The organism is Flagellimonas rhodophyticola (genome assembly GCF_049332665.1).
Classification (GTDB): domain Bacteria; phylum Bacteroidota; class Bacteroidia; order Flavobacteriales; family Flavobacteriaceae; genus Flagellimonas.
Window position 1 is genome coordinate 753,352 of the sequence record NZ_CP186326.1, and the last position, 20,866, is coordinate 774,217.

Here is a 20,866-nt window from a genome sequence, read left to right on the forward strand (position 1 = left end):
GACACCATAACTAAGGGCTTTTCCGTAACTTGCGTGCACCTTAGCGATGATTTTATAACAAGGAGTCTCTATTGAACCCACTTAAACGGCTTTTTAAACAGACTTTTATCTATGGCTTGGCAACAGTCTTGCCTAGGGTGATTTCTTTTTTCTTACTTCCACTGTACACTTCTGTCTTTGTAAATGCTGCTGGATATGGCCAGTATACCAATATATATGCTTGGATAGCAATTTTCAATGTGTTTTTGGCCTATGGGATGGAAACTACTTTTTTCAGATTCTACCATAAAGGAGAAAATAAGAGAACAATTATTTCCACCTCCTTGATTTCATTGCTGGGATCTTCATTGCTCTTTTTGGTGTTGGCATTGTCTTTAAAAGAGACCCTGGCGAGCATTACCAACATCAATGCGGATTACATAAAATTCACCACATATATTTTGGTTTTAGATGCCTTGGTCATTATTCCTTTCGCTTTACTAAGAGCACAGGAAAAGCCCATGAAATATGCCGTTTTAAAAAGCATCAATGTCATTATAAATCTGTCTTTCAATGTTTTTTTCTTGCTAATACTTCCCAAAATAGCCCAAGAAAACCCAGAAGGATTCTTTACTGGCATTTATCAGGAAGGTTGGGAAATCCAATACATTTTTGTTTCCAATATCATCGCAAGTGGAATCACATTACTCTTATTGCTGCCCACCTATTTTAAAGTATCCTATAAATTTGATGCCAAAGTTTGGAAGCAGATGCTGAAATATGCTGGACCTGTTATGATAGCAGGGATTGCATTCACAATTAATGAGGTGCTCGATAAAATTTTATTGACCGAAATATTACCATCCAATATTGCCGAGTCTGAAGTGGGTAAGTATGGAGCATGTTACAAGTTGGCCCTTTTTATGACCTTGTTCGGAACTGCTTTTAGAATGGGTGTGGAGCCGTTTTTCTTTAGTCATGCCAAAACTGAAAAACCGCAAAAGACCTATGCGCAGATTACGAATTACTTTGTAATTATTGGTTCTGTTATTTTACTGGGCGTGGTCGTTTTTGTTGATGTACTGGGAAAGCTTTTGATTCGGAACGAAGTTTATTGGGAGGCGCTTCACGTAGTGCCGATTATCTTATTAGGCAGTTTTTGCTTAGGAATTTATCACAACCTTTCTGTATGGTATAAAGTTACTGACCAAACTAAATTTGGAGCATATATTTCCTCAATAGGCGCTTTAATTACATTGATTATGAACATCGCTTTGATCCCAAAAATTGGATATATGGCTTCAGCTCTGGCAACATTGGCTGCGTACGGAAGCATGATGCTCATGTCCTATTTTTTTGGAAGAAAGTATTACCCAGTTCCATACAACATGCGTAAGATTATTTTTTATCTATCCATTTCTATTATTTTTTCTGCACTTTCCTTCTACGTTTTTCACAGAAATTTAATAGCTGGCAGCCTCCTACTTTTGTTATTTTTGACATTAGTTTACAAATTGGAAGGAGATAAACTAAAGTCTATATTTCTACAGCGTGAAAATTAAAATCATAAACAAATCGGGGCATCAATTACCCCATTACGAAACTCCTGCTTCTGCAGGAATGGATTTAAGAGCAAACATTAAAGAACCCATAACCATAAAGTCTTTAGAAAGAACTATTGTGCCCACTGGACTTTTCATGGAACTTCCAGTCGGATATGAGGCTCAAGTGCGCCCTCGAAGTGGCCTGGCGGCCAAAAAAGGAATTACCGTTTTGAACGCCCCGGGAACCATTGATGCGGACTATCGTGGAGAAGTAGGGGTTATTCTGGTCAATCTATCTAATGAAGATTTTACCATCGACAACGGGGAACGCATAGCCCAAATGGTGATTGCCAAGCACGAACGCGCAGAATGGGTTCAAACTGAAGTTCTTTCGGAAACCGACAGGGGAGCAGGTGGATTTGGCAGTACTGGAGTACAATAAAACTAAACACTAAATACGTTATACTAAAAAGCTTATGAAGATAATAGTACCCATGGCGGGAAGAGGTTCTCGTTTAAGACCACATACATTAACAGTTCCGAAACCTTTGATTCCGGTTGCTGGAAAACCAATAGTGCACAGATTGGTAAGCGATATTGCCAAAGTTTTGGGAGAACAAATAGAAGAAGTAGCCTTTATTTTGGGCGACCCAGCCTTTTTTGGAGATGATGTGGTGGAAAGCTTAATGCAACTAGCAGAAAGCCTAGGTGCAAAAGGATCCATTTATAGACAAGATGAGCCTTTGGGCACGGGACATGCGATTATGAGTGCCAAGGAATCCTTAAGTGGGCCGGCAGTCATTGCATATGCAGACACTTTGATTCGAGCTGATTTTGATTTGGACAAGTCCGCTGACAGCGTTATTTGGGTCAAACAAGTAGATAGGCCAGAAGCTTTTGGTGTAGTGAATTTAAACGAGCAAAATGAGATTGTTGAGCTAGTAGAAAAGCCACAAGAGTTTGTTTCCGATCTGGCGGTGATAGGAATCTACTATTTTAAGGATGTAGGGGTGCTTAAAAACGAATTGCAGTATGTTTTGGACAACCAAATCATTAACGGTGGAGAATACCAAATCAATGACGGCATAAAACGGATGATGGAAAAAGGCATGAAATTTGTCCCAGGTAAAGTTGATGAATGGATGGATTGCGGAAACAAAAATGTTACGGTGGAAACTAATCAGCGCATGCTCAACTTTTTGGAAAAAGATGGAGAGGGATTGATAGCTGGCTCAGTTAAAAAAGAAAATGCCAACATCATTGAGCCTTGTTTCATAGGCGAAAACGTAGTGTTAAAGAATACTACGGTTGGACCATATGTTTCCGTTGGAGCTGACACCGTATTGGAAAATTCCACTGTAAAGAATAGTTTAATACAGAGTAAGAGCAAAATTACAAATGCCAATTTGGATAATGCCATGATTGGTAACCATGTAGTTTTTGATGGTAATTTTGAGACCATCAGCATAGGGGATTATTCAGTGTTGGAATAGATTAAAATTATACTCCCCAAAAAGGAGAACTTAAATTGAAATGAAAAAGACAATAGGCACATATCTGTTTATACTAATGTTTTCCTTGTGGACTTTTGCGCAAGAAGAGGAACAAAGTGCCGAGGTTTTTTTAGAGGAATACACCGATGAATTTCAAGAGAGTTTCTTCGAAGCGCTTAAGCAAAAGGGAATCCAAAACTACGATAGGGCCATCAAGCTGTTTTTGGAGTGTAAAAAGTTAGATTCTCTTAGCAGTGTAGTCGACTATGAACTTGCCAAAGCCTATTTTCTTGACAAGAAATATATTCAGGCCGAAGAATATGCCATTGAAGCATTAAATGCCGAACCAACGGATTTCTGGTATTTGGAAAACTTGGTAAATATTCTGGAAAAGCAAGGGAGTTCGGCGGAGATCATCCAACAACATATTCCGTTTCAGACGCAGAAATTAAAGGAGAATCTTGCCGTAATTTATTTCAAAAAGAAGAAATATCAGGATGCCTTAAAACTGTTGAGCGATTTAGGGGACTCTAATTTTGCCCTTGAGTTAACCTTGAAAATAAAAGACTCACTTCAACAAGGCAAAAGAGAAACGCAACCCGTAATCGCCAAAGAAACGGCTAAGGCCGAAGACCCTATTGGTCAATACAAGAATCAGATAGAGAGTTTGTTGGCAAAATCCGACTTTGGGCAGATGGAATCCGTGTCGAAAGAAGCTTTGGACTCATATCCGCTGCAACCCTACTTCTATTATGCGTATGGGACTTCTTTAAACAGAAATTCACAATCCGTGAAGGCGGTGGAGGTTTTGGAAAGCGCTCTGGATTATTTGCTTGATGATGATATAATGGCCAATAAGATATTCAAGGAATTGTCAAAAGCGTATACGGCAATAGGAAACACATCCAAAGCGCAAGAATATTTGAATAAAGTTAAGCCCGGTCTGTAATGAAAGCACATAGAATATATAAAATTAAGGCTCCCATATTTTTGCTTTTGATCATGTTGGTTTTTGGTTCATGCAAATCCACTAAATCAATTACTGGTGGTGAAATCGATGAGCGGATGTCGGCTAAACGAATTATAGAAAACCACTATGCCAATCAAATTGATTTTAAAACCTTAAGCGGGAGGATTAAGATTGATTATTCGAATGGAAAGAGCGAGCAAGGTGTTAGCGTCAGCCTGCGTATGGAAAAAGATAAGGTTATATGGATCAGTGCTCCTCTTGGAGTTGTCAAAGCACATATTACACCTGATAGGGTATCCTTTTATAACAAACTGCAAAACGAATATTTTGACGGGGACTTTAGCTATTTAAGTGAACTATTAGGAACCGAATTGGACTTTGATAAAGTTCAAAGCTTGTTGTTAGGTGATGCCATACTGGACCTAAGAGAAAGAAGATATATTTCGGGGACTAATGAAGGAAATTACCAACTAAAACCTAAAAAGGCACATGAACTTTTTAAGATCTTGTTTCAATTAGAACCAAGAAACTTTAAGGTTGCCGCTCAAGAAATTGCACAGCCTGAAGAGAATAGACAGCTAAGCACTAAATATACCTATCAGGATATTTCTGGAAAAGCGCTGCCAGATAAGATAGACATCGTTGCTTTGGAAAATATGGACCGGACAACAATTGGACTTAGCTTTAAGAACATGGAATTGAATAGAAACTTGAATTTCCCTTATAAAATTCCAAAAGGGTACGATGAAATTATATTAAAGTAATATGATAAATAGATTTTCATATTGCCTTTACTATCTGATTTTTATCAGCTTAACAGCTAATCCCATATTTGCCCAAACTAGTGAGCAAAAAGCTTTGGAAGCCAAACGCGAACGTTTGCAAAAAGAAATAAAGGAAATTAACCGATTGCTTTTTACAGAAAAGAAAGAAAAGGGAAATGTTCTGGACCAAATGGATGCTTTGGACCAAAAAATAAATGTCAGGCAAGAGCTAATTCGTGTTACGAATCAACAATCGAATCTTCTCAATAGGCAAATCAACGTTAATATCCGAACTATTAGCAAGCTTCGGGAAGACCTTAGAATCTTGAGGGAGGATTATGCAAATCTGATTCAAAAATCCTATCAAAATAAATCCCAAAGTAGCCGATTGATGTTTTTATTATCTGCCGAAAATTTCTTCCAGGCGTTTAAAAGACTTCAATACATGGAGCAATATGCAAAACATAGAAAAAAGCAAGGGGAGGACATTATCGTAAAGACCGACGAATTAGCTGCTCTGAACAAGGATTTGGTCGCTCAAAGAAAATCCAAAGAACGTTTGTTGTCTGATAATCGTAAGGTCAAAAATGAACTGTTCAAAGAAATTGAATCGCAAAAAGTGCTCTTGAGGAGTATTCGACAAAACGAAACAAAGTATACTGCGGCAATTGAACAAAAAAGAAAAGAGGCCCGAAAAATTGATCGCGAAATAGAGCGATTAATCAAGAGCGCTATAGCAAGCACCAATAAAAGGGCGGGGAAGTCCGGCAGAACCAAATTCGTTTTAACTCCCGAGGCACAATTGGTGGCCAACAACTTTTCGGCAAACAAAGGGAAACTCATTTGGCCAGTTGAAAAAGGTGTTAAGAGTCAAGGATATGGGGTGTATGCAGACAAACTTTATCCCGGAATAAAACATAGAAATAATGGAGTTACCATAGCCACAGATGAAGGTAGCCAGGCCAGAGCTATTTTTGACGGAGAAGTTATTGCTATAATTTCTGTTCCAGGTGGCGGTAGGGGAGTAACAATAAAACATGGGAACTATATAAGCGCATACTATAATTTATCTAAATTGTATGTCAAAAAAGGAGATAAAGTAGCTGCAAAAGAAGTGATTGGAGACATATATACCAGTCGGTTTAATGGAGCAACAAAGCTCAAATTTTATCTGTATCAGGATGCGAATCGACTCAACCCTGAGGAGTGGATTTACCAACTTTAAAATATGAGAAACATAACAGATTTACAAGGAACCTTTGAATTGCACAATGGAGTTCATATGCCTTACTTTGGTTTAGGGGTATACCTTTCTAAGGATGGGAATGAAGTGACCAATGCAGTCAAAGAAGCGCTAAACCACGGATATCGCCATATCGACACTGCATCTATATACAACAATGAGAGTGGTGTGGGTGCTGGAATTAGGGAAAGTGATGTTGACCGGAAGGATGTTTTTGTGGTCAGCAAGGTTTGGAACGGTGATCAAGGTTATGATTCAACGTTAAAAGCTTTTGATGATAGTTTGAATCGATTAGGGCTGGATTATCTAGATCTTTATCTGATTCATTGGCCCAAGGAGAAATCTAAGGACACCTGGAAGGCCATGGAAAGACTTTATAATGAAAATAGGATTCGTGCTATAGGTGTGAGCAATTTTATGCAACACCATTTGGAAGATCTATTGACCGAGGCGAACATTGTTCCTATGGTGAACCAAATGGAATTTCATCCCTATTTGGTGCAGCAGGATCTGATAGATTTTTGTCATGGAAAAGGGATTCAATACGAAGCATGGTCTCCGATGATGCAAGGCAATGTGTTTGATATTCCTCAACTGAAGGATTTAGCCGATAAATACAAAAAGACAGTTGCCCAAATCGTACTTAGATGGGACCTTCAGAAAGGGGTAATTACCATTCCAAAATCGTCCAAAAAAGAACGAATTATTTCCAATGCAGACATTTTTGATTTTGCATTGGATAAGGAAGATGTAAAACTGTTGGATAGCCTAGATAGAGCCCAACGTTTTGGGCCTGACCCAAATAATTTTGACTTCTAAGAAGTAAATAAAGCCTTAAGTTCTGTTGCTTTATTCGGCTCCATTTTACCTGCAAGTACCAAACTGAGTTGTTTTCTTCGAAGAGCTCCAGCAAAACGCTCTTTTTGAAGATCCGTTTCAGGTTCTAGTTGTGGCACTTCTGTAGGGGTGCCCGATTCATCCACAGCTACAAAAGTATAGATGGCTTCGTTTGCCTTGGCGCGCTCTCCAGTAAATCTATCTTCCATCCAAACATCAATATAAATTTCCATTGAAGTTTTAAACGCCCTAGAAACAGAAGCTTCAACAGTGACTACACTGCCCAAGGGTACTGAACGGTTAAAAGCAACATGGTTTACAGAAGCCGTGACAGTAATCCTTCTACTGTGTCTTCTTGCTGCAATACTAGCGGCCCGATCCATGCGAGCTAAAAGCTCACCGCCGAATAAGTTGTTCAAGGGATTGGTCTCACTCGGTAATACCATATCTGTCATTACAGTACGTGATTCGCTTGGATTTTTCGCGCTCATAAGATTTGAATTTTGCGCAAAGATATTGAAGTGGATACTGGTTTTAAAGAAAGAAATACTATTTCTCAGATAGCAACCACGCATCAGGAGATTCGGTGCGCTTTACCCTTCTAAGGAATTTTAGAGCTTCCTTTGGGTTCTCAAAGCTGTCATAAGCCACTTGGTGCAGACCAAATTTATTGGTGCCCAAATAAAAAGCATTAAACCCTTTTTTCTTGAGTTGGGCCACCTTCTTTTCAGCATTTTGTTCAACTCTGAATGCACCAGCGATTACATGATGTTTGCCAAGCTTTTTCTTGGTGATTTTGATGTTCAATGCTGGAAGTTCCAAAGGAGCGCTTTCAAAAAATGTGGCTTCCTGAATTAAGCGCGAAACTTCTTCTTGGGCATCTTGCTGAACCGTTACTTGTTTTTGTTGAAGCTCATCATAAGCTCTATATGAGGTAGAGCCCAATGAAATAGCAAGTAAGATAACAGCGGCATACTTTAGCCAAGGTCTGAACGAAGATTCTTCCCGCTTTTCTGGGGTAATAATAAATGGAACCTTTTCCTCAAGTTCTTCTACTTCCTCTTTTAAAACTTCTCGTTGAATCGGGGTGGCGGCAAATGCTGAAAGGCCAAATGAAGAGGTCAAAAAATTGATTTTATTTTCTGGCTCAAACTGAATTCTATGATCTCGGTTGAGAGATAACTTGCCTATACCAAAAAGTTCAATGCTTTCACCCTGTTCAAGTCTTTTCTTCCATGACTCCGCCACATTTTCCACCTCTTCCAAAAGCTCTTCATAGCCAAGATGTTTTTCCTTGGCGATATGTGAAACCAATAAGCCATCATTCTTGGAAAGTTGTGCATTAAAGGAAACAGTTTTGGTTGGTGGAATCAATGTATTGGTCACCGAATCAAGTTCTGCGGATTTTCCATGTGCCAGAAAGGCCCCAAAACCGGGAACTACGACACAATTATAATCGAAGAGTAATTTTTCTATATAGGATTCCATGCGCATTGCCACAAATATTGGAAAAAAACCTGCATCACAAAATAAGAGCTGTCACTTTTTATTAACATTTGAAATTCTGTATTTTGTGAACAACTACAATCCCAAATCGAAATGTCTGAACCTGAAATTATTGCAGCGCTCCGACTGCAGGCTATTCCAAATATTGGAGATATTACCGCCAAGAAATTAATTGCCCATTGTGGGAGTCCAAGTGCAATTTTCAAGGACAAACTACATCACCTCATAAAGATTGGGGGTATTGGGCAAATAACCTTAAAAGGATTATATGACTCTGCGTATTTGGAAGAAGCTGAAGCTGAGTATGAATATATCCAAAACAAGAATATCACACTTTCATATTTTGAAGACCAGGATTATCCCGCATTTCTGAAGCACTGTGTCGATGGACCTATACTGCTTTTTACCCGCGGGAAAATCAACTTGGAGACTAAGAAAATTATTAGTGTGGTGGGGACCAGAAATATTACGAGTTACGGCCGAGGCTTTTGTGAAGACTTTATTGACCAAATAGCTCCATTGGATCCCATTATTGTTAGCGGATTTGCCTATGGAGTGGATATAACGATTCAGAAATTAGCCATGAATAAAGGCCTGCAAACCATTGGTTGTTTGGCACACGGACTAAACCAAACTTATCCGAAAGCTCATAAAAAATATGTCTCAAAGATTGAGGGAAATGGAGGTTTCTTGACAGAATTTTGGAGTACTAGCAATCCGGATCGTGAAAACTTTTTAAAACGAAACCGCATTATCGCCGGACTTAGTAAAGCTACTATTGTTGTTGAATCGGCAGAAAAGGGTGGTAGTTTGGTCACTGCAGATTTGGCCAACGGGTACAACCGAGATGTTTTTGCTGTTCCGGGTAGAACTTCCGATACATATAGCAAGGGATGTAACGACTTAATTAAACACCAAAAAGCACAAATGTTGACTTCAGCAGCAGAATTGATCTATCTTTTAGGATGGGAATTGGAATCAAAAAAAGAAAAAGAAACCATTCAGAAACAACTTTTTCCGCAACTTGATAAAACAGAACAGTCTATCTATTCGTACTTGCAGATGAACGGGAAACAGTTATTGGACACCGTTGCTTTGGAATGTAATTTGCCAATTCACAAAACATCCTCTACACTTTTTACTTTGGAAATGAAGGGAGTGGTTAGACCATTACCGGGTAAACTGTTTGAAGCGATTTAGTATCCAAGTTTACCTCGTACCCTTTCCAAGACGCCATCAGCAATTTTCTTGGCTTTTTCAGCCCCAATGGCCAAGGCCTCATCCACTTCTTGTAAATGGTTCATGTAGTACTCAAATTTTTCACGGGGTTCGGCAAACTTTTCCAGAATTACTTCGTAAAGTGCCTGTTTGGCATGTCCGTAACCATATCCACCAGCAAGATAATTTGCACTCATTTCCTCAATTTGCTCCTGAGAAGCTAAAATCTTGTACAAGGCAAAAACATTATCTCCTTTAGGGTCCTTCGGTTCTTCTATAGGAGTACTGTCCGTGACAATACCCATGAGTTGCTTGCGTAATTTTTTATCAGGTTGAAAAAGGTTGATGATATTACCCTTACTCTTGCTCATTTTTTGTCCATCCGTACCTGGAACGTACATGGTATCTTCCTGTACCTTGGCATCAGGAAGCACAAAAGTTTCACCCAACTGATTGTGGAACCTTGATGCTACATCACGGGTCATTTCCAAGTGCTGTAGTTGATCTTTGCCTACCGGAACAATATTGGCATCGTACAACAAAATATCAGCTGCCATTAGCATTGGATAAGAAAACAAGCCAGAATTTACATCAGCCAATCGATCCGCTTTGTCCTTAAATGAATGTGCAAGGGTAAGTCGTTGGTATGGAAAAAAACAGCTGAGGTACCATGCCAGTTCTGTAACCTGTGGAACATCGCTTTGACGATAGAAAACGGTGTTTTCAACATCAAGTCCAAAAGCCAGCCATGTGGCTGCTGTAGCATAGGTGTTGTTTCTTAATTCTTCGCCATCTTTTATCTGGGTGAGCGAATGCATATCCGCAATGAAAAGAAAGGATTCATTTTTGGGATCCTGAGCCATTTGAATGGCAGGAATAATTGCCCCAAGAATGTTTCCCAAATGGGGGACGCCTGTACTTTGAATTCCAGTTAAAATTCGGGCCATACCTAATTTTGCCCGTAAAAGTAAGCATCCAAGTGGGATAAAAAAAGTAGGATGCCAGTGTTTGATTAAGTGGAAGTTACTTTTTAAAGAGGCCAGCAACAAAGAGCACAACAACAGCTCCAATAACTCCGGTTATCAAGTCTCCTACAATTCCCGAACTAATATGAATGCCCAAAACCCCAAAGAGCCAATTACCCACAACACCTCCGACGATACCTAAAATTATATTGATTAGCGCACCAAAACCACCACCTTTCATAATTTTTCCTGCAAGCCAACCTGCTGCCGCCCCAATCAATAAAGCATATAGTAATCCCATTTTTAAGATTTTATGGTTATTCCAATAAAGATATTCAAAAATTCTACTTTTGGCGCATGCTTTCTGTCTTGAAGAATATAGGATATGTTTTATACCGCATTTGGTTTTACGTGCTGGTAGCCATTCCTATTTTTATTTTCTTCCCCTTTCTGCTATTGACCACTCTTTCCGAAAAAACGTACAAGCAGTTCTTTTGGCTGGCCAGAAATTTGTGGGCTAAAACCATACTTTATGGGATGGGGTGCTTTCCTAGAATTATGCGGGAGCAAAAAATGGTAAAAGGTAAAAGCTATATGCTCGTGGCCAACCACACCAGTATGTTGGATATTATGTTCATGTTGGTAGTAAGCAAAAACCCTTTTGTTTTCGTTGGTAAGAAAGAGTTGGTAAAGATTCCTGTTTTTGGATTTTTCTATAAACGCGTCTGTATTATGGTGGACAGGGAGAGTATTAAAAGTCGGACTGGAGTCTACCGTCGTGCGCAACGTCGATTAGACCAAGGATTGAGCGTGTGTATTTTTCCTGAAGGAGGGGTCCCAGAGGAGCAAGTGGTTTTGGATGCATTCAAAGATGGAGCTTTTAAAATGGCAATAGCGCACAAAATTCCTGTGGTGCCAATCACATTTTTTGACAATAAAAAGCGTTTTTCCTTCACATTTTTAAGCGGTGGTCCTGGAATTATAAGAGCAAAGGTTCATCGTTTTTTTGAAACTGGAATTTTGGGCGAGGAAGACAAATCCACATTGCGCGAAGAGGTTCGTGAAGTTATTTTGAAGGAACTACAGTAATCCCCCCAAAGCAACAAAGTTTTGTTAGTTTGAGTCTATTATGTCTTCGATAAGACCCAATAAAAAAACACCTCGCCGGAGCAAGGTGTCTAAATGATTGCATTAAAGGAGCAATCTTCCTAACCAACTTCTTTTATATACTTAAAAATTGAAACGCACACCACTATAAACACCCACGGAGAATGGTCTAAAAGAACCGGCGGTTTCGGAAAATGTATTTAGTTGATATTTTAAAACAGGCTCTAAACTCAATTGAATTTTTGAAGAAAACTCATAATTAAGCCCAACACCTACGTTGGTGCTAAAATTCACCGAGTTGGCATTATTGGCCTCCCCAACTTCGGTGACCAAATCATTGGATTCCAAAAGCACGGAATTGTCAACAAGAAAAAGAGAACTTACACCACCAATAAGATTGACACCAAACTTTTTATCAATAATTGAATAATCCAACTCCAAAGGAACTTCAATATAACCCAATCGTTGAACCATTTTTCCATCCAAGGAAGGGGTTTCGTTGGCGGCCAATTCCACAAAAGCATCATTCGCTGCAAACTGAGGGGCTTTCTCCTTGCTCTGAACTATTACAGTTCGGGAGGCTTGGCTGTAATCTATATTTTCTATCAAATCATTCGGGGAAGCACTTAATGACGATGAAAAAATCACATCATTGGTATCATAACCATAGTTCACACGGTGCACACCAGAGCGTACTTTCAACTTTTTACCCAATTCATAAGCAACTGTAAGGCCATAACTCAAATTCACATTCCCCGACTTGGAGTTAGCCGCAAAATTTGAGTGGATAGGAGAACCATTTCCTGTAGCACTAAAATAAACAGGGGCAACAGAAGGACCTACAGACCATTTTTGAGATGTATTTTCCGCAATAGCCTCTTCCTCTTGTTCCTTAATTACTTCAAAAATGGATTTCTTTTCTGGAGTACTATCTAAATCTTCATCCTTGCTTATCTCCTCAACCTTATTTTCTTGTTCATCAGCATTGTTTTCGGCAATAGCATCATCGCTTTTTGAAATTTCAAACAGACTCTCTTTTTGTGGAAGATCAACTTCTTTGCTAGTATTTTCTGAAGGAAGTTTGTCCGGATGCTCCGTTTCTAAATTTTTCAATGAAATATCGGTTTCTGCAACTTCCAAAGCTTCATTTTCAGTTTGAAGTTTTGGCTGTTGTTTAATATCGCTAGAGACAATTTCTTGTTCAGTAGTATCAAAAGAATTTAATTTCTTGCTTGAAACTGAATTCTTTTCCTGTCCGATATCTTCGTATGGTTGATTAGGATTGCCTGCCAATTGCTGTTTGGGCCGAAGACTTTGATTTTTAATTAATGCATCATCAGCATCTTTTTCAGAATTAGACTGCTCAACGGGCTCTAATTCGTTTTCATTCGAAGAATCAACGAATTGTTCAGCGTCAGGTGTTGTGAAAATTTCGGACTTTTTAGAATCTTCCGTGTTTGAATTAATGTTAGACGAATCGGTTTCCTGTTGTGTCTCAGTGATAATAATATCATTGTTTTCATTTGAACTCTCAAATGGATTTACCACATAAAACAGCAAGGCCAGCAAAGCTGCAACCCCTCCAAGTCGCCACCATATTGGAATGACCCTTTTCTTTTTCTCTTTTTTGTCCAAGGAGGCTTCAATGGATTTCCAGACGTTATCATCCGGACTTTCCTTAAAATCCTTAAATACTTCTTTGAACAATTGCTCTAAATTCTTTTTCCCCATCATTGATGATTTAAGCAATGTTTATATTTTCTTTTTCAATTTTTTCCCTCAGTATCATTTTGGCCCTTGCCAAATTTGATTTTGAGGTCCCCGTGGATGTTCCCAACATCTCACTAATCTCTTTATGACTGTAGCCATCCAAAACGTAGAGGTTGAATGTTAACCTATACTTGTTGGGCAGCTCTTGTATATATCCCAATAATGCGGAAAGACTTATATCAGCCTGTTCCGTATCAACGTCCAATTCTTCCCCTATGTTCTCGGAAACCACATTTAAGTGTTGCTCCTTTCTATATTTTTGAAGTACGGTATTCACGGTAATCCGCTTGATCCAACCCTCAAAGGAACCATTAAAGTTGAATTGGTCGATTTTATTAAAAATTGTCATAAAACTATCGTGCAGATTATCCTCTGCTTCAGTTTTATTTCGGGAATATTTGAGACACATACCGAAAAGAATACCGGAGTATTTCCGGTATAAATCGGCTTGCGCCTGTCTTTTGCCCTTTTTACAATTATGTATTAATTCTTCAAGATCCAAATGTTGGTCAATTTTGGATTGCTGATGCCTAGTTCACAGGAACCGTATATTCTATATATGTGGCGTTATCTTCATTGTCATTTCCAGAATAAAATCTAAAATGATATTCTCCAGTAAAAATCACATTGAATTGGAGAATAGCGGTCACTTCCTCTACGGCCTGAGTACAGGCTATATCGCCATCGACTATTTCAGTTCCAACTACAACCACATCTCGATCTGTATCTCCGGTTTTGACCACATCAAAACCTTCAAAAAACGTGCAACCATTGGGACGTTGGTAAGTCACCTCAATATCATAAATCTCATTCAATTCAAAAAATGCAGGCATTTGTGCTTCTACAACTCTTAAGGTTGTAAACTGAAAGTTTTGCCCATCATCCAAGTCACATGAGCTTAGAGTGGACCCCATAGCAATCACTGCAAACAAAGCAATCAACTTTTTCATCACTAAAAATCTTTACACCCTAGATGTATGGTAAAGGTAAGGGTTGCGTGAAATTACCCGTTTCTTGAAAAAGTAAGATGTTTGGTAAAAAAGTCCCGTTTAGGCGTTAACGGCAGCGATAGCTTCTTTGATTTTGGCTTCAAGTTCCTCTGATAATTCAGGGTTGTCCGCCAGCAGCGCTTTAACCGCGTCTCGGCCTTGTCCTAGTTTGGTGTCTCCGTAGCTAAACCAAGAACCGCTTTTCTTGACAATTTCGTATGCCACACCTAGATCCAGCACTTCTCCAACCTTGGAAATACCTTCTCCGTACATAATATCAAATTCAGCAGTTTTGAAAGGAGGGGCAACCTTGTTTTTGACAACTTTTACCCTGGTCTTGTTACCTTGTACGGCTCCGTCAGTATCTTTTATCTGGGTAGATCTTCTAATATCTAATCGAACGGAAGCATAAAACTTAAGTGCGTTACCACCGGTTGTTGTTTCAGGATTTCCAAACATCACACCAATTTTCTCTCTCAACTGGTTGATAAAAATAACCGTACAATGAGTTTTGCTAATGGATGCGGTTAATTTTCGTAAAGCCTGTGACATCAATCTTGCATGAAGCCCCATTTTGGAATCACCCATTTCACCTTCAATTTCACTTTTAGGAGTAAGCGCTGCAACAGAATCAACAATTACAATGTCAATTGCACCAGATCGGATAAGATTATCGGCAATTTCCAAAGCTTGTTCCCCATGATCAGGCTGGGAAATAATTAGATTATCAATATCAACGCCTAATTTTTCAGCATAAAATCGATCAAAGGCATGTTCAGCATCAATAAAGGCAGCAATACCGCCATTTTTTTGTGCCTCAGCAATTGCATGTAATGTAAGTGTTGTTTTTCCTGATGATTCTGGCCCATAGATTTCAATGACCCTTCCTCGAGGGTAACCACTAACACCCAAAGCAATATCCAGCCCTAAGGATCCAGAAGGGATTACTTCTACATCTTCAACAACACTATCCCCCAATTTCATGACGGCACCCTTTCCGTAGGTTTTGTCCAATTTATCAAGGGTCAGTTTTAAGGCTTTAAGTTTTGCTTCTTTTTCGTTGCTCATGGTTCTCGTAATTAGGAAGGCTAAATTACCATTTCTTTCTTCATGCGACAATAGCAACGCAACCTTTTTAAATTGATGTATCTAATGGGCAACTGATTCAAAAAACAATATATCGAATCGAGTTTTCGATTCAACACCACACAGCAAGGGAAATTTGCGCTATGAAAAGAAACATGGTGGTTGAAAGGGCCTCTTTTAAAAGAGGCCCTTTCTTATTTGTATCAAAGAATTGTACATTTGTCCTCATTACATTTCAGACTTTTTAAACTTAAAATATTGGTATAGCATGCAACTGTACAATACATTAAGTGCAAAAGAAAGAGCAAAACTTATAGAGGAGGCCGGCAAGGACCGGTTGACCATCTCTTTCTATCAATATGCACACATTGGAAACCCCGAAATTTTTAGAAACCATCTTTTTATCAATTGGAATGAGATGGATGTTCTTGGCCGAATTTATGTGGCCCGCGAAGGTATAAATGCCCAATTATCAGTTCCGGCTGATAACTTTCAGGTGTTTAAAGAACATCTAGATTCCATTTCATTTTTGGAAAATGTACGACTCAATATCGCAATTGAACAGGACAACAAATCATTTTTGAAACTGAAGGTCAAGGTCCGCCGAAAAATAGTAGCAGATGGTTTGGACGATGATACATTTGATGTCACCAACAAAGGCATCCATGTCGGTGCTGAAAAATTCAACGAACTTATTGAAGATCCAGATACGGTTCTTGTGGATATGAGAAACCACTACGAAAGTGAGATCGGTCATTTTAAAAATGCTGTTACCCCAGATGTGGATACGTTCAGGGACTCCTTGGATATCATTGAAGAAGACCTGTCCTCACATAAAGAAGATAAGAAGCTCGTAATGTACTGCACCGGTGGAATCCGATGCGAAAAGGCAAGCGCTTATTACAGGCACAAAGGTTTTAAACATGTGTATCAATTAGAAGGTGGAATCATTGAATATACTAGACAGGTAAAAGCCGAAAATTTGGAGAACAAATTTTTAGGGAAGAATTTTGTTTTTGACCATCGCCGGGGAGAACGCATATCAGAAGATGTCATTGCCAATTGCCATCAATGTGGAAAACCGTGCGACACCCATGTAAACTGTGCTAACGAAGCTTGTCATTTACTTTTTATACAATGTGAAGAATGTTCCGAAGCGATGAATGAGTGCTGTTCTCAAGAATGTAAGGAAATCCATGCATTACCCTACGAAGAGCAAAAGAAGTTGCGCAAGGGCAAACACGCGAGCAATAAAATTTTCAAAAAAGGTCGTTCAGAGGTACTTAAGTACAAAAAGTAACATTTCATGGCTGCCTCAAATTGTGCTATATTTACCACAAGTAATTTTATGAACCCTTTTTAAGAAAATCTAGCACATTTTCTTAAATCAAGATAAAAAATATGGGATGTAGCAGTTGTTCAACCGGCAAGGATGGACAACCGCGGGGTTGCAAGAACAATGGTACTTGTGGCACAGATGGTTGTAATAAGCTAACGGTCTTTGATTGGCTTTCCAATATGTCGTTACCCACCGGTCAAAATCCATTTGATTGTGTTGAGGTACGTTTCAAAAACAGCAGAAAAGAATTTTTTAGAAATGCGGACAATCTCCCATTAGCAATAGGAGATGTGGTTGCCACCCAAGCTAAGTCAGGTCATGATGTAGGTATAGTCACCCTTACCGGGGAGTTGGTCAAGGTGCAAATGAAGCGAAAGAAAGTAGCTCATGACGATGAGGCCTTACCAAAAGTATACAGAAAGGCATCACAGCGCGATATTGACATCTGGCAAAAATGCCGAGACAAAGAACCTGAGATTCAAAAGCGGTCGCGGGAGATAGCCATATCGCTTAAACTCCAAATGAAATTGAGCGATGTGGAATTTCAAGGAGATGGTTCCAAAGCAACTTTCTATTATACGGCCGAAGAAAGAGTGGATTTTAGGCAGTTGATTAAAGATATGGCAAAGGCCTTTAATATCAGGATTGAAATGCGTCAAATAGGATACCGCCAAGAAGCACAGCGTTTGGGAGGAATTGGGTCTTGTGGGCGTGAATTATGTTGCTCTACATGGCTAACTGACTTTAGATCAGTGAGCACGGCATCCGCCAGATACCAGCAATTGGCATTGAATCCACAAAAATTGGCTGGCCAATGCGGAAAACTAAAATGCTGTCTCAACTACGAGTTGGATATGTATTTGGAAGCATTAAAGAATTTTCCACCACAAGACAGTAAACTTAAGACAGAAAAGGGGATAGCTTTTTGTCAAAAAGCGGACATTTTCAAAGAAACTCTATGGTTTTCCTATAAAGACGACCCTGCTTCATGGCACGCATTGGATAAGGACCAGGTCCTGGAAATTTTAGAGATGAACAAGAACAATGAAAAAATTGCCAGTCTAGAAGAATATGCCCAGACCAATGTTAGCGAGGAGAAAATGGCTTTTGAAAATGTAGTAGGTCAAGATAGTCTTACCCGATTTGATCGTCCCAAGAAAAAGAAAGGAAACAAGAAAAGAAGAAAAAACAGACCCAAAAAGCCTTCTAATGCACAATAAACTCCTCCTTCTTTTGGTTGTTATGTGGAGTATGGTTTCATGCAATGATAACTTGGTCTTTTCTGAATTCAAGGCTATGGAAAATGGAAAATGGGACATGGCCAAACCAGTAAATTTTGAATTTTCATCTTTAGACTCAGTGCAGCCACACAACGTATTCATCAATGTCAGAAACGACAATACATTTAAATTCAGCAATCTCTTTTTGATTACCGAACTTGAATACCCAGATGGTGAAACGTTTAAGGATACCCTGGAATACAAAATGGCGGAACCAACAGGTGAGTGGTTGGGCAAAGGCTTAGGGAGCATTAAAGAAAACAAACTTTGGTTTCAAGAAAACATCGTTTTTCCCAATTCAGGCGTATATAAACTGAATATTATCCATGCCATGCGAAATAATGGAGATGTGGACGGGCTCCGTATTCTAGATGGTATTACCGATGTTGGCTTGGAAATAGAAAAAAGTATCCGTTAACAATGGCAAAAACGAAAAAGACAGAACAGAAGAGTTTCTTTGTATTTATAAAGTGGTTTTGGATTCTCTTCGGATCAGGGGTTTTGTTGGCTATGTTGATTTTTCTATTGGCTGCTTGGGGAGCATTTGGGGAAATGCCAACATTTGAGCATCTAGAAAACCCCCAAACAAACTTGGCCACCGAGCTTATTTCTTCGGATGGGGAAACACTAGGTAAATATTTTTTGGATGACAACCGAACTTGGTTGGATTATAAAGATCTTCCTGAAAATTTGGTGAATGCATTGATCGCTACAGAGGATGCTAGATATTATGACCATGCAGGAATAGATGCAAGGGGGACTTTAAGAGCTTTTGCTTTTCTTGGAACCAAAGGTGGCGCCAGTACAATTTCACAGCAGTTGGCAAGGCAGTTGTTTGTTGGAAGAAAAGCTCAAGATTGGAGACGGTATCTTCAAAAAGTTAAAGAATGGGTTATCGCAACCCGATTGGAGCGCAATTATACCAAAGAAGAAATCATAGCCATGTACTTCAACATCTATGATTTTGGGAATAACGCTGATGGAATTCGTTCAGCAGCAAGAGTTTATTTTGGGAAGGAACCCATGGAATTGCGAACAGAAGAAGCAGCCATGTTGGTTGGCATGTTTAAAAACTCTTCCTTTTACAATCCAAGGCCGCATAGAAATCCTGTTGGGACAAAAAACAGAAGAAATGTGGTTTTGTCTCAAATGGCCAAATATGGATATCTCCCTGAAAAGGAAAAAGATTCGCTCCAAAAACTGGAACTGAACCTAAATTATAGTCCAGAATTACATAACGAAGGTCTTGCCACCTATTTCAGAATGTATATGCAGCGTTGGTTGAATGGCTGGGCTAAAAACAATCCAAAACCGGATGGAGAGCGCTATAACATTTATCTAGACGGGCTAAAGGTTTATACCACTGTTGATTCTAGAATGCAGAAAAATGCGGAAGAAGCCGTTCGGAAACACATGAAGAATTTGCAAGCCGAGTTTTTCCATCAAAATACTCCAGAGCGGAATCCAACGGCCCCATTTTTGGATTTAACCAAAGGAGGGATTGATACCATTATGCGTCGTGCCATGAAACAATCTGGAACATGGAAAAGTCTTAAAAGATTGGGTAAATCAGATAAAGAGGCCGAAGAGTTCTTCCATCAGAAAAAAGGAATGACCGTATTTGATTGGAATAGTGATTCTTTTGATAAGGACACTATCATGACACCTATGGATTCTATACGTTACTACAAAACCTTTTTAAGAACTGCAATGATGTCTATGGAGCCGCAAACAGGTCATGTAAAAGCTTGGGTAGGTGGTGTAGACTACAAACATTTTCAATATGATAATGTGCATCAAGGGACAAGACAAGCGGGGTCAACTTTTAAACCCTTTGTTTATGCAGCTGCGATTGATCAGTTGCGTTATTCTCCATGCGATTCTTTACCTGACAACCAGTACTGTATAGAGCCATTAAAGCACGGAAATATGGAGGCATGGTGCCCCAAAAATTCGGATGGAAAATACTCGGGAAAAAACTTGACCCTAAAGCAGGCTTTGGCGAATTCCGTAAATACGGTAACGGCGCAATTGATAGATAAGGTGGGCCCAGGCTCCGTTGTAAACATTGCAAAAGACATGGGAATTTCGAGAGAAATGCTTGAAGTACCTGCGATAGCATTGGGTGTTCCAGAAGTTAATGTCTATGAAATGGTTGGAGCTTTTGGAACCTATGTTAACCAAGGGGTCTATGTAAAACCGGTCACGGTAACCCGTATCGAAGATAAAAATGGCACTGTGCTGTACGAATATGTGCCAGAGACAAAAGATGTACTTAGTAAAGATGTAGCCTATGCCATGGTGAACTTAATGGAAGGTGTTACACAAGGTGGCTCTGGAACAAGATTAAGGCACTCTTTTGCCAAGAACCAGACAGTTTACAAGGATATCATTACTGGATACCCTTATGAATTGAATAATCCAATAGCAGGTAAGACCGGGACAACACAAAATCAAAGTGATGGTTGGTTTATGGGCATGGTGCCTAACCTAGTTACTGGGGTTTGGGTTGGGGGCGAAGAAAGAGCAGCTCACTTTAAAAGTATTTTATACGGTCAAGGAGCATCAATGGCGTTGCCTATTTGGGCCTTGTATATGAAAAAGAATTATGAAAATGAGGAATTGGGAGTATCTAAAGATGCATTTGAAGAGCCTGAGGAAATGTCCATTAATATCGATTGTACCAAAGTTTTAAAAGAGCTTAAAGAAGAACAGGACACCGAAGATGACTTAGAAGAGGACATAGGATTTTAACCAGATTAATGTCTAAAAGAAT

At 39.3% G+C, this 20,866-nt stretch carries 21 protein-coding genes; 13 read left to right on the plus strand and 8 right to left on the minus strand.

Annotated features, from left to right (window positions below; genetic code table 11):
• Nucleotides 1–71: 71 nt before the first annotated feature.
• From ACOKFG_RS03385 to ACOKFG_RS03415, 7 genes are read left to right on the plus strand one after another with little or no spacing between them, the layout of a single operon-like run.
• Entirely contained in the window at nt 72–1,541 is a 1,470-nt protein-coding gene (locus ACOKFG_RS03385) for an oligosaccharide flippase family protein (protein ID WP_298792941.1), read from the plus strand.
• The gene (dut, locus tag ACOKFG_RS03390) at nt 1,531–1,965 is read left to right on the plus strand and encodes a dUTP diphosphatase (protein ID WP_298792943.1); all 435 of its coding nucleotides are present in this window, start codon (nt 1,531–1,533) and stop codon (nt 1,963–1,965) included. The genes ACOKFG_RS03385 and dut overlap by 11 nt, the downstream gene beginning before the upstream one ends.
• Before the next feature lie 34 nt (nt 1,966–1,999).
• Nucleotides 2,000–3,016 (plus strand): sugar phosphate nucleotidyltransferase, encoded by a 1,017-nt coding sequence (locus ACOKFG_RS03395; RefSeq protein WP_298792945.1) that lies wholly within the window; start codon nt 2,000–2,002, stop codon nt 3,014–3,016.
• Between the two features lie 40 nt (nt 3,017–3,056).
• Nucleotides 3,057–3,965 carry a hypothetical protein gene (locus tag ACOKFG_RS03400; RefSeq protein ID WP_298792947.1) on the plus strand — a complete coding sequence of 303 codons (909 nt, stop codon included), beginning with the start codon at nt 3,057–3,059 and terminating at the stop codon, nt 3,963–3,965.
• A complete protein-coding gene (locus tag ACOKFG_RS03405) occupies nt 3,965–4,750 on the plus strand; it encodes a DUF4292 domain-containing protein (RefSeq protein WP_298792949.1) in 786 nt (261 codons plus the stop codon). The genes ACOKFG_RS03400 and ACOKFG_RS03405 overlap by 1 nt, the downstream gene beginning before the upstream one ends.
• Before the next feature lies 1 nt (nt 4,751).
• Nucleotides 4,752–5,975, plus strand: coding sequence for a peptidoglycan DD-metalloendopeptidase family protein (locus ACOKFG_RS03410; RefSeq protein WP_298792951.1), 1,224 nt, complete (start codon nt 4,752–4,754; stop codon nt 5,973–5,975).
• Nucleotides 5,976–5,978: 3 nt separating this feature from the next.
• Nucleotides 5,979–6,812, plus strand: coding sequence for an aldo/keto reductase (locus tag ACOKFG_RS03415; RefSeq protein ID WP_298792953.1), 834 nt, complete (start codon nt 5,979–5,981; stop codon nt 6,810–6,812).
• Here the strand turns inward: ACOKFG_RS03415 and ACOKFG_RS03420 are convergent.
• Together ACOKFG_RS03420 and ACOKFG_RS03425 are read right to left on the minus strand one after the other, a co-directional pair.
• Nucleotides 6,809–7,321: an acyl-CoA thioesterase gene (locus ACOKFG_RS03420; RefSeq protein ID WP_298792955.1), complete on the minus strand. Its 513-nt coding sequence runs from the start codon at nt 7,319–7,321 to the stop codon at nt 6,809–6,811. The genes ACOKFG_RS03415 and ACOKFG_RS03420 overlap by 4 nt on opposite strands.
• 58 nt (nt 7,322–7,379) lie before the next feature.
• Nucleotides 7,380–8,324, minus strand: a complete 945-nt coding sequence (locus tag ACOKFG_RS03425) for an SPOR domain-containing protein (protein WP_422861856.1) — start codon at nt 8,322–8,324, stop codon at nt 7,380–7,382.
• 105 nt (nt 8,325–8,429) lie between these two features.
• Here ACOKFG_RS03425 and dprA point away from each other — a divergent pair, with 105 nt between their 5' ends.
• On the plus strand, nt 8,430–9,536 hold the full coding sequence (gene dprA, locus ACOKFG_RS03430; RefSeq protein ID WP_422861857.1) for a DNA-processing protein DprA: 1,107 nt from the start codon (nt 8,430–8,432) through the stop codon (nt 9,534–9,536).
• Here dprA and trpS read toward each other — a convergent pair.
• Nucleotides 9,533–10,501 carry a tryptophan--tRNA ligase gene (gene trpS, locus ACOKFG_RS03435; RefSeq protein WP_298792961.1) on the minus strand — a complete coding sequence of 323 codons (969 nt, stop codon included), beginning with the start codon at nt 10,499–10,501 and terminating at the stop codon, nt 9,533–9,535. The two genes, dprA and trpS, sit on opposite strands and share 4 nt — an antisense overlap.
• A gap of 76 nt (nt 10,502–10,577) precedes the next feature.
• Nucleotides 10,578–10,820: a GlsB/YeaQ/YmgE family stress response membrane protein gene (locus ACOKFG_RS03440; protein WP_136467862.1), complete on the minus strand. Its 243-nt coding sequence runs from the start codon at nt 10,818–10,820 to the stop codon at nt 10,578–10,580.
• Between the two features lie 56 nt (nt 10,821–10,876).
• Between ACOKFG_RS03440 and ACOKFG_RS03445 the strand changes: the two genes are divergently transcribed.
• Nucleotides 10,877–11,608, plus strand: coding sequence for a lysophospholipid acyltransferase family protein (locus ACOKFG_RS03445; RefSeq protein ID WP_298792966.1), 732 nt, complete (start codon nt 10,877–10,879; stop codon nt 11,606–11,608).
• Between the two features lie 141 nt (nt 11,609–11,749).
• On the opposite strand, the gene ACOKFG_RS03450 is transcribed toward ACOKFG_RS03445, so the two are convergent.
• From ACOKFG_RS03450 to recA, 4 genes are all read right to left on the minus strand, one after another.
• On the minus strand, nt 11,750–13,360 hold the full coding sequence (locus tag ACOKFG_RS03450) for an outer membrane beta-barrel protein (protein WP_422861858.1): 1,611 nt from the start codon (nt 13,358–13,360) through the stop codon (nt 11,750–11,752).
• Nucleotides 13,361–13,367: 7 nt separating this feature from the next.
• Nucleotides 13,368–13,898, minus strand: a complete 531-nt coding sequence (locus tag ACOKFG_RS03455; RefSeq protein WP_298792969.1) for a sigma-70 family RNA polymerase sigma factor — start codon at nt 13,896–13,898, stop codon at nt 13,368–13,370.
• 28 nt (nt 13,899–13,926) lie between these two features.
• Entirely contained in the window at nt 13,927–14,346 is a 420-nt protein-coding gene (locus tag ACOKFG_RS03460; RefSeq protein WP_298792971.1) for a hypothetical protein, read from the minus strand.
• A 99-nt stretch (nt 14,347–14,445) separates the two neighbouring features.
• Nucleotides 14,446–15,453, minus strand: coding sequence for a recombinase RecA (recA, locus tag ACOKFG_RS03465; RefSeq protein WP_298792973.1), 1,008 nt, complete (start codon nt 15,451–15,453; stop codon nt 14,446–14,448).
• Between the two features lie 286 nt (nt 15,454–15,739).
• Between recA and ACOKFG_RS03470 the strand changes: the two genes are divergently transcribed.
• The 4 genes from ACOKFG_RS03470 to ACOKFG_RS03485 all read left to right on the plus strand — a co-directional run bounded on the left by ACOKFG_RS03470 (nt 15,740) and on the right by ACOKFG_RS03485 (nt 20,844).
• Complete coding sequence (locus ACOKFG_RS03470; RefSeq protein WP_298792975.1) at nt 15,740–16,771, plus strand: rhodanese-related sulfurtransferase; 1,032 nt, start codon at nt 15,740–15,742, stop codon at nt 16,769–16,771.
• A 101-nt stretch (nt 16,772–16,872) separates the two neighbouring features.
• Entirely contained in the window at nt 16,873–18,030 is a 1,158-nt protein-coding gene (locus ACOKFG_RS03475) for a regulatory iron-sulfur-containing complex subunit RicT (RefSeq protein ID WP_299171193.1), read from the plus strand.
• The gene (locus ACOKFG_RS03480; protein ID WP_422861859.1) at nt 18,020–18,508 is read left to right on the plus strand and encodes a gliding motility lipoprotein GldH; all 489 of its coding nucleotides are present in this window, start codon (nt 18,020–18,022) and stop codon (nt 18,506–18,508) included. Before ACOKFG_RS03475 ends, ACOKFG_RS03480 begins: the two co-directional genes overlap by 11 nt.
• A 2-nt stretch (nt 18,509–18,510) precedes the next feature.
• Nucleotides 18,511–20,844 carry a penicillin-binding protein 1A gene (locus ACOKFG_RS03485; protein WP_422861860.1) on the plus strand — a complete coding sequence of 778 codons (2,334 nt, stop codon included), beginning with the start codon at nt 18,511–18,513 and terminating at the stop codon, nt 20,842–20,844.
• Nucleotides 20,845–20,866 lie beyond the last annotated feature (22 nt).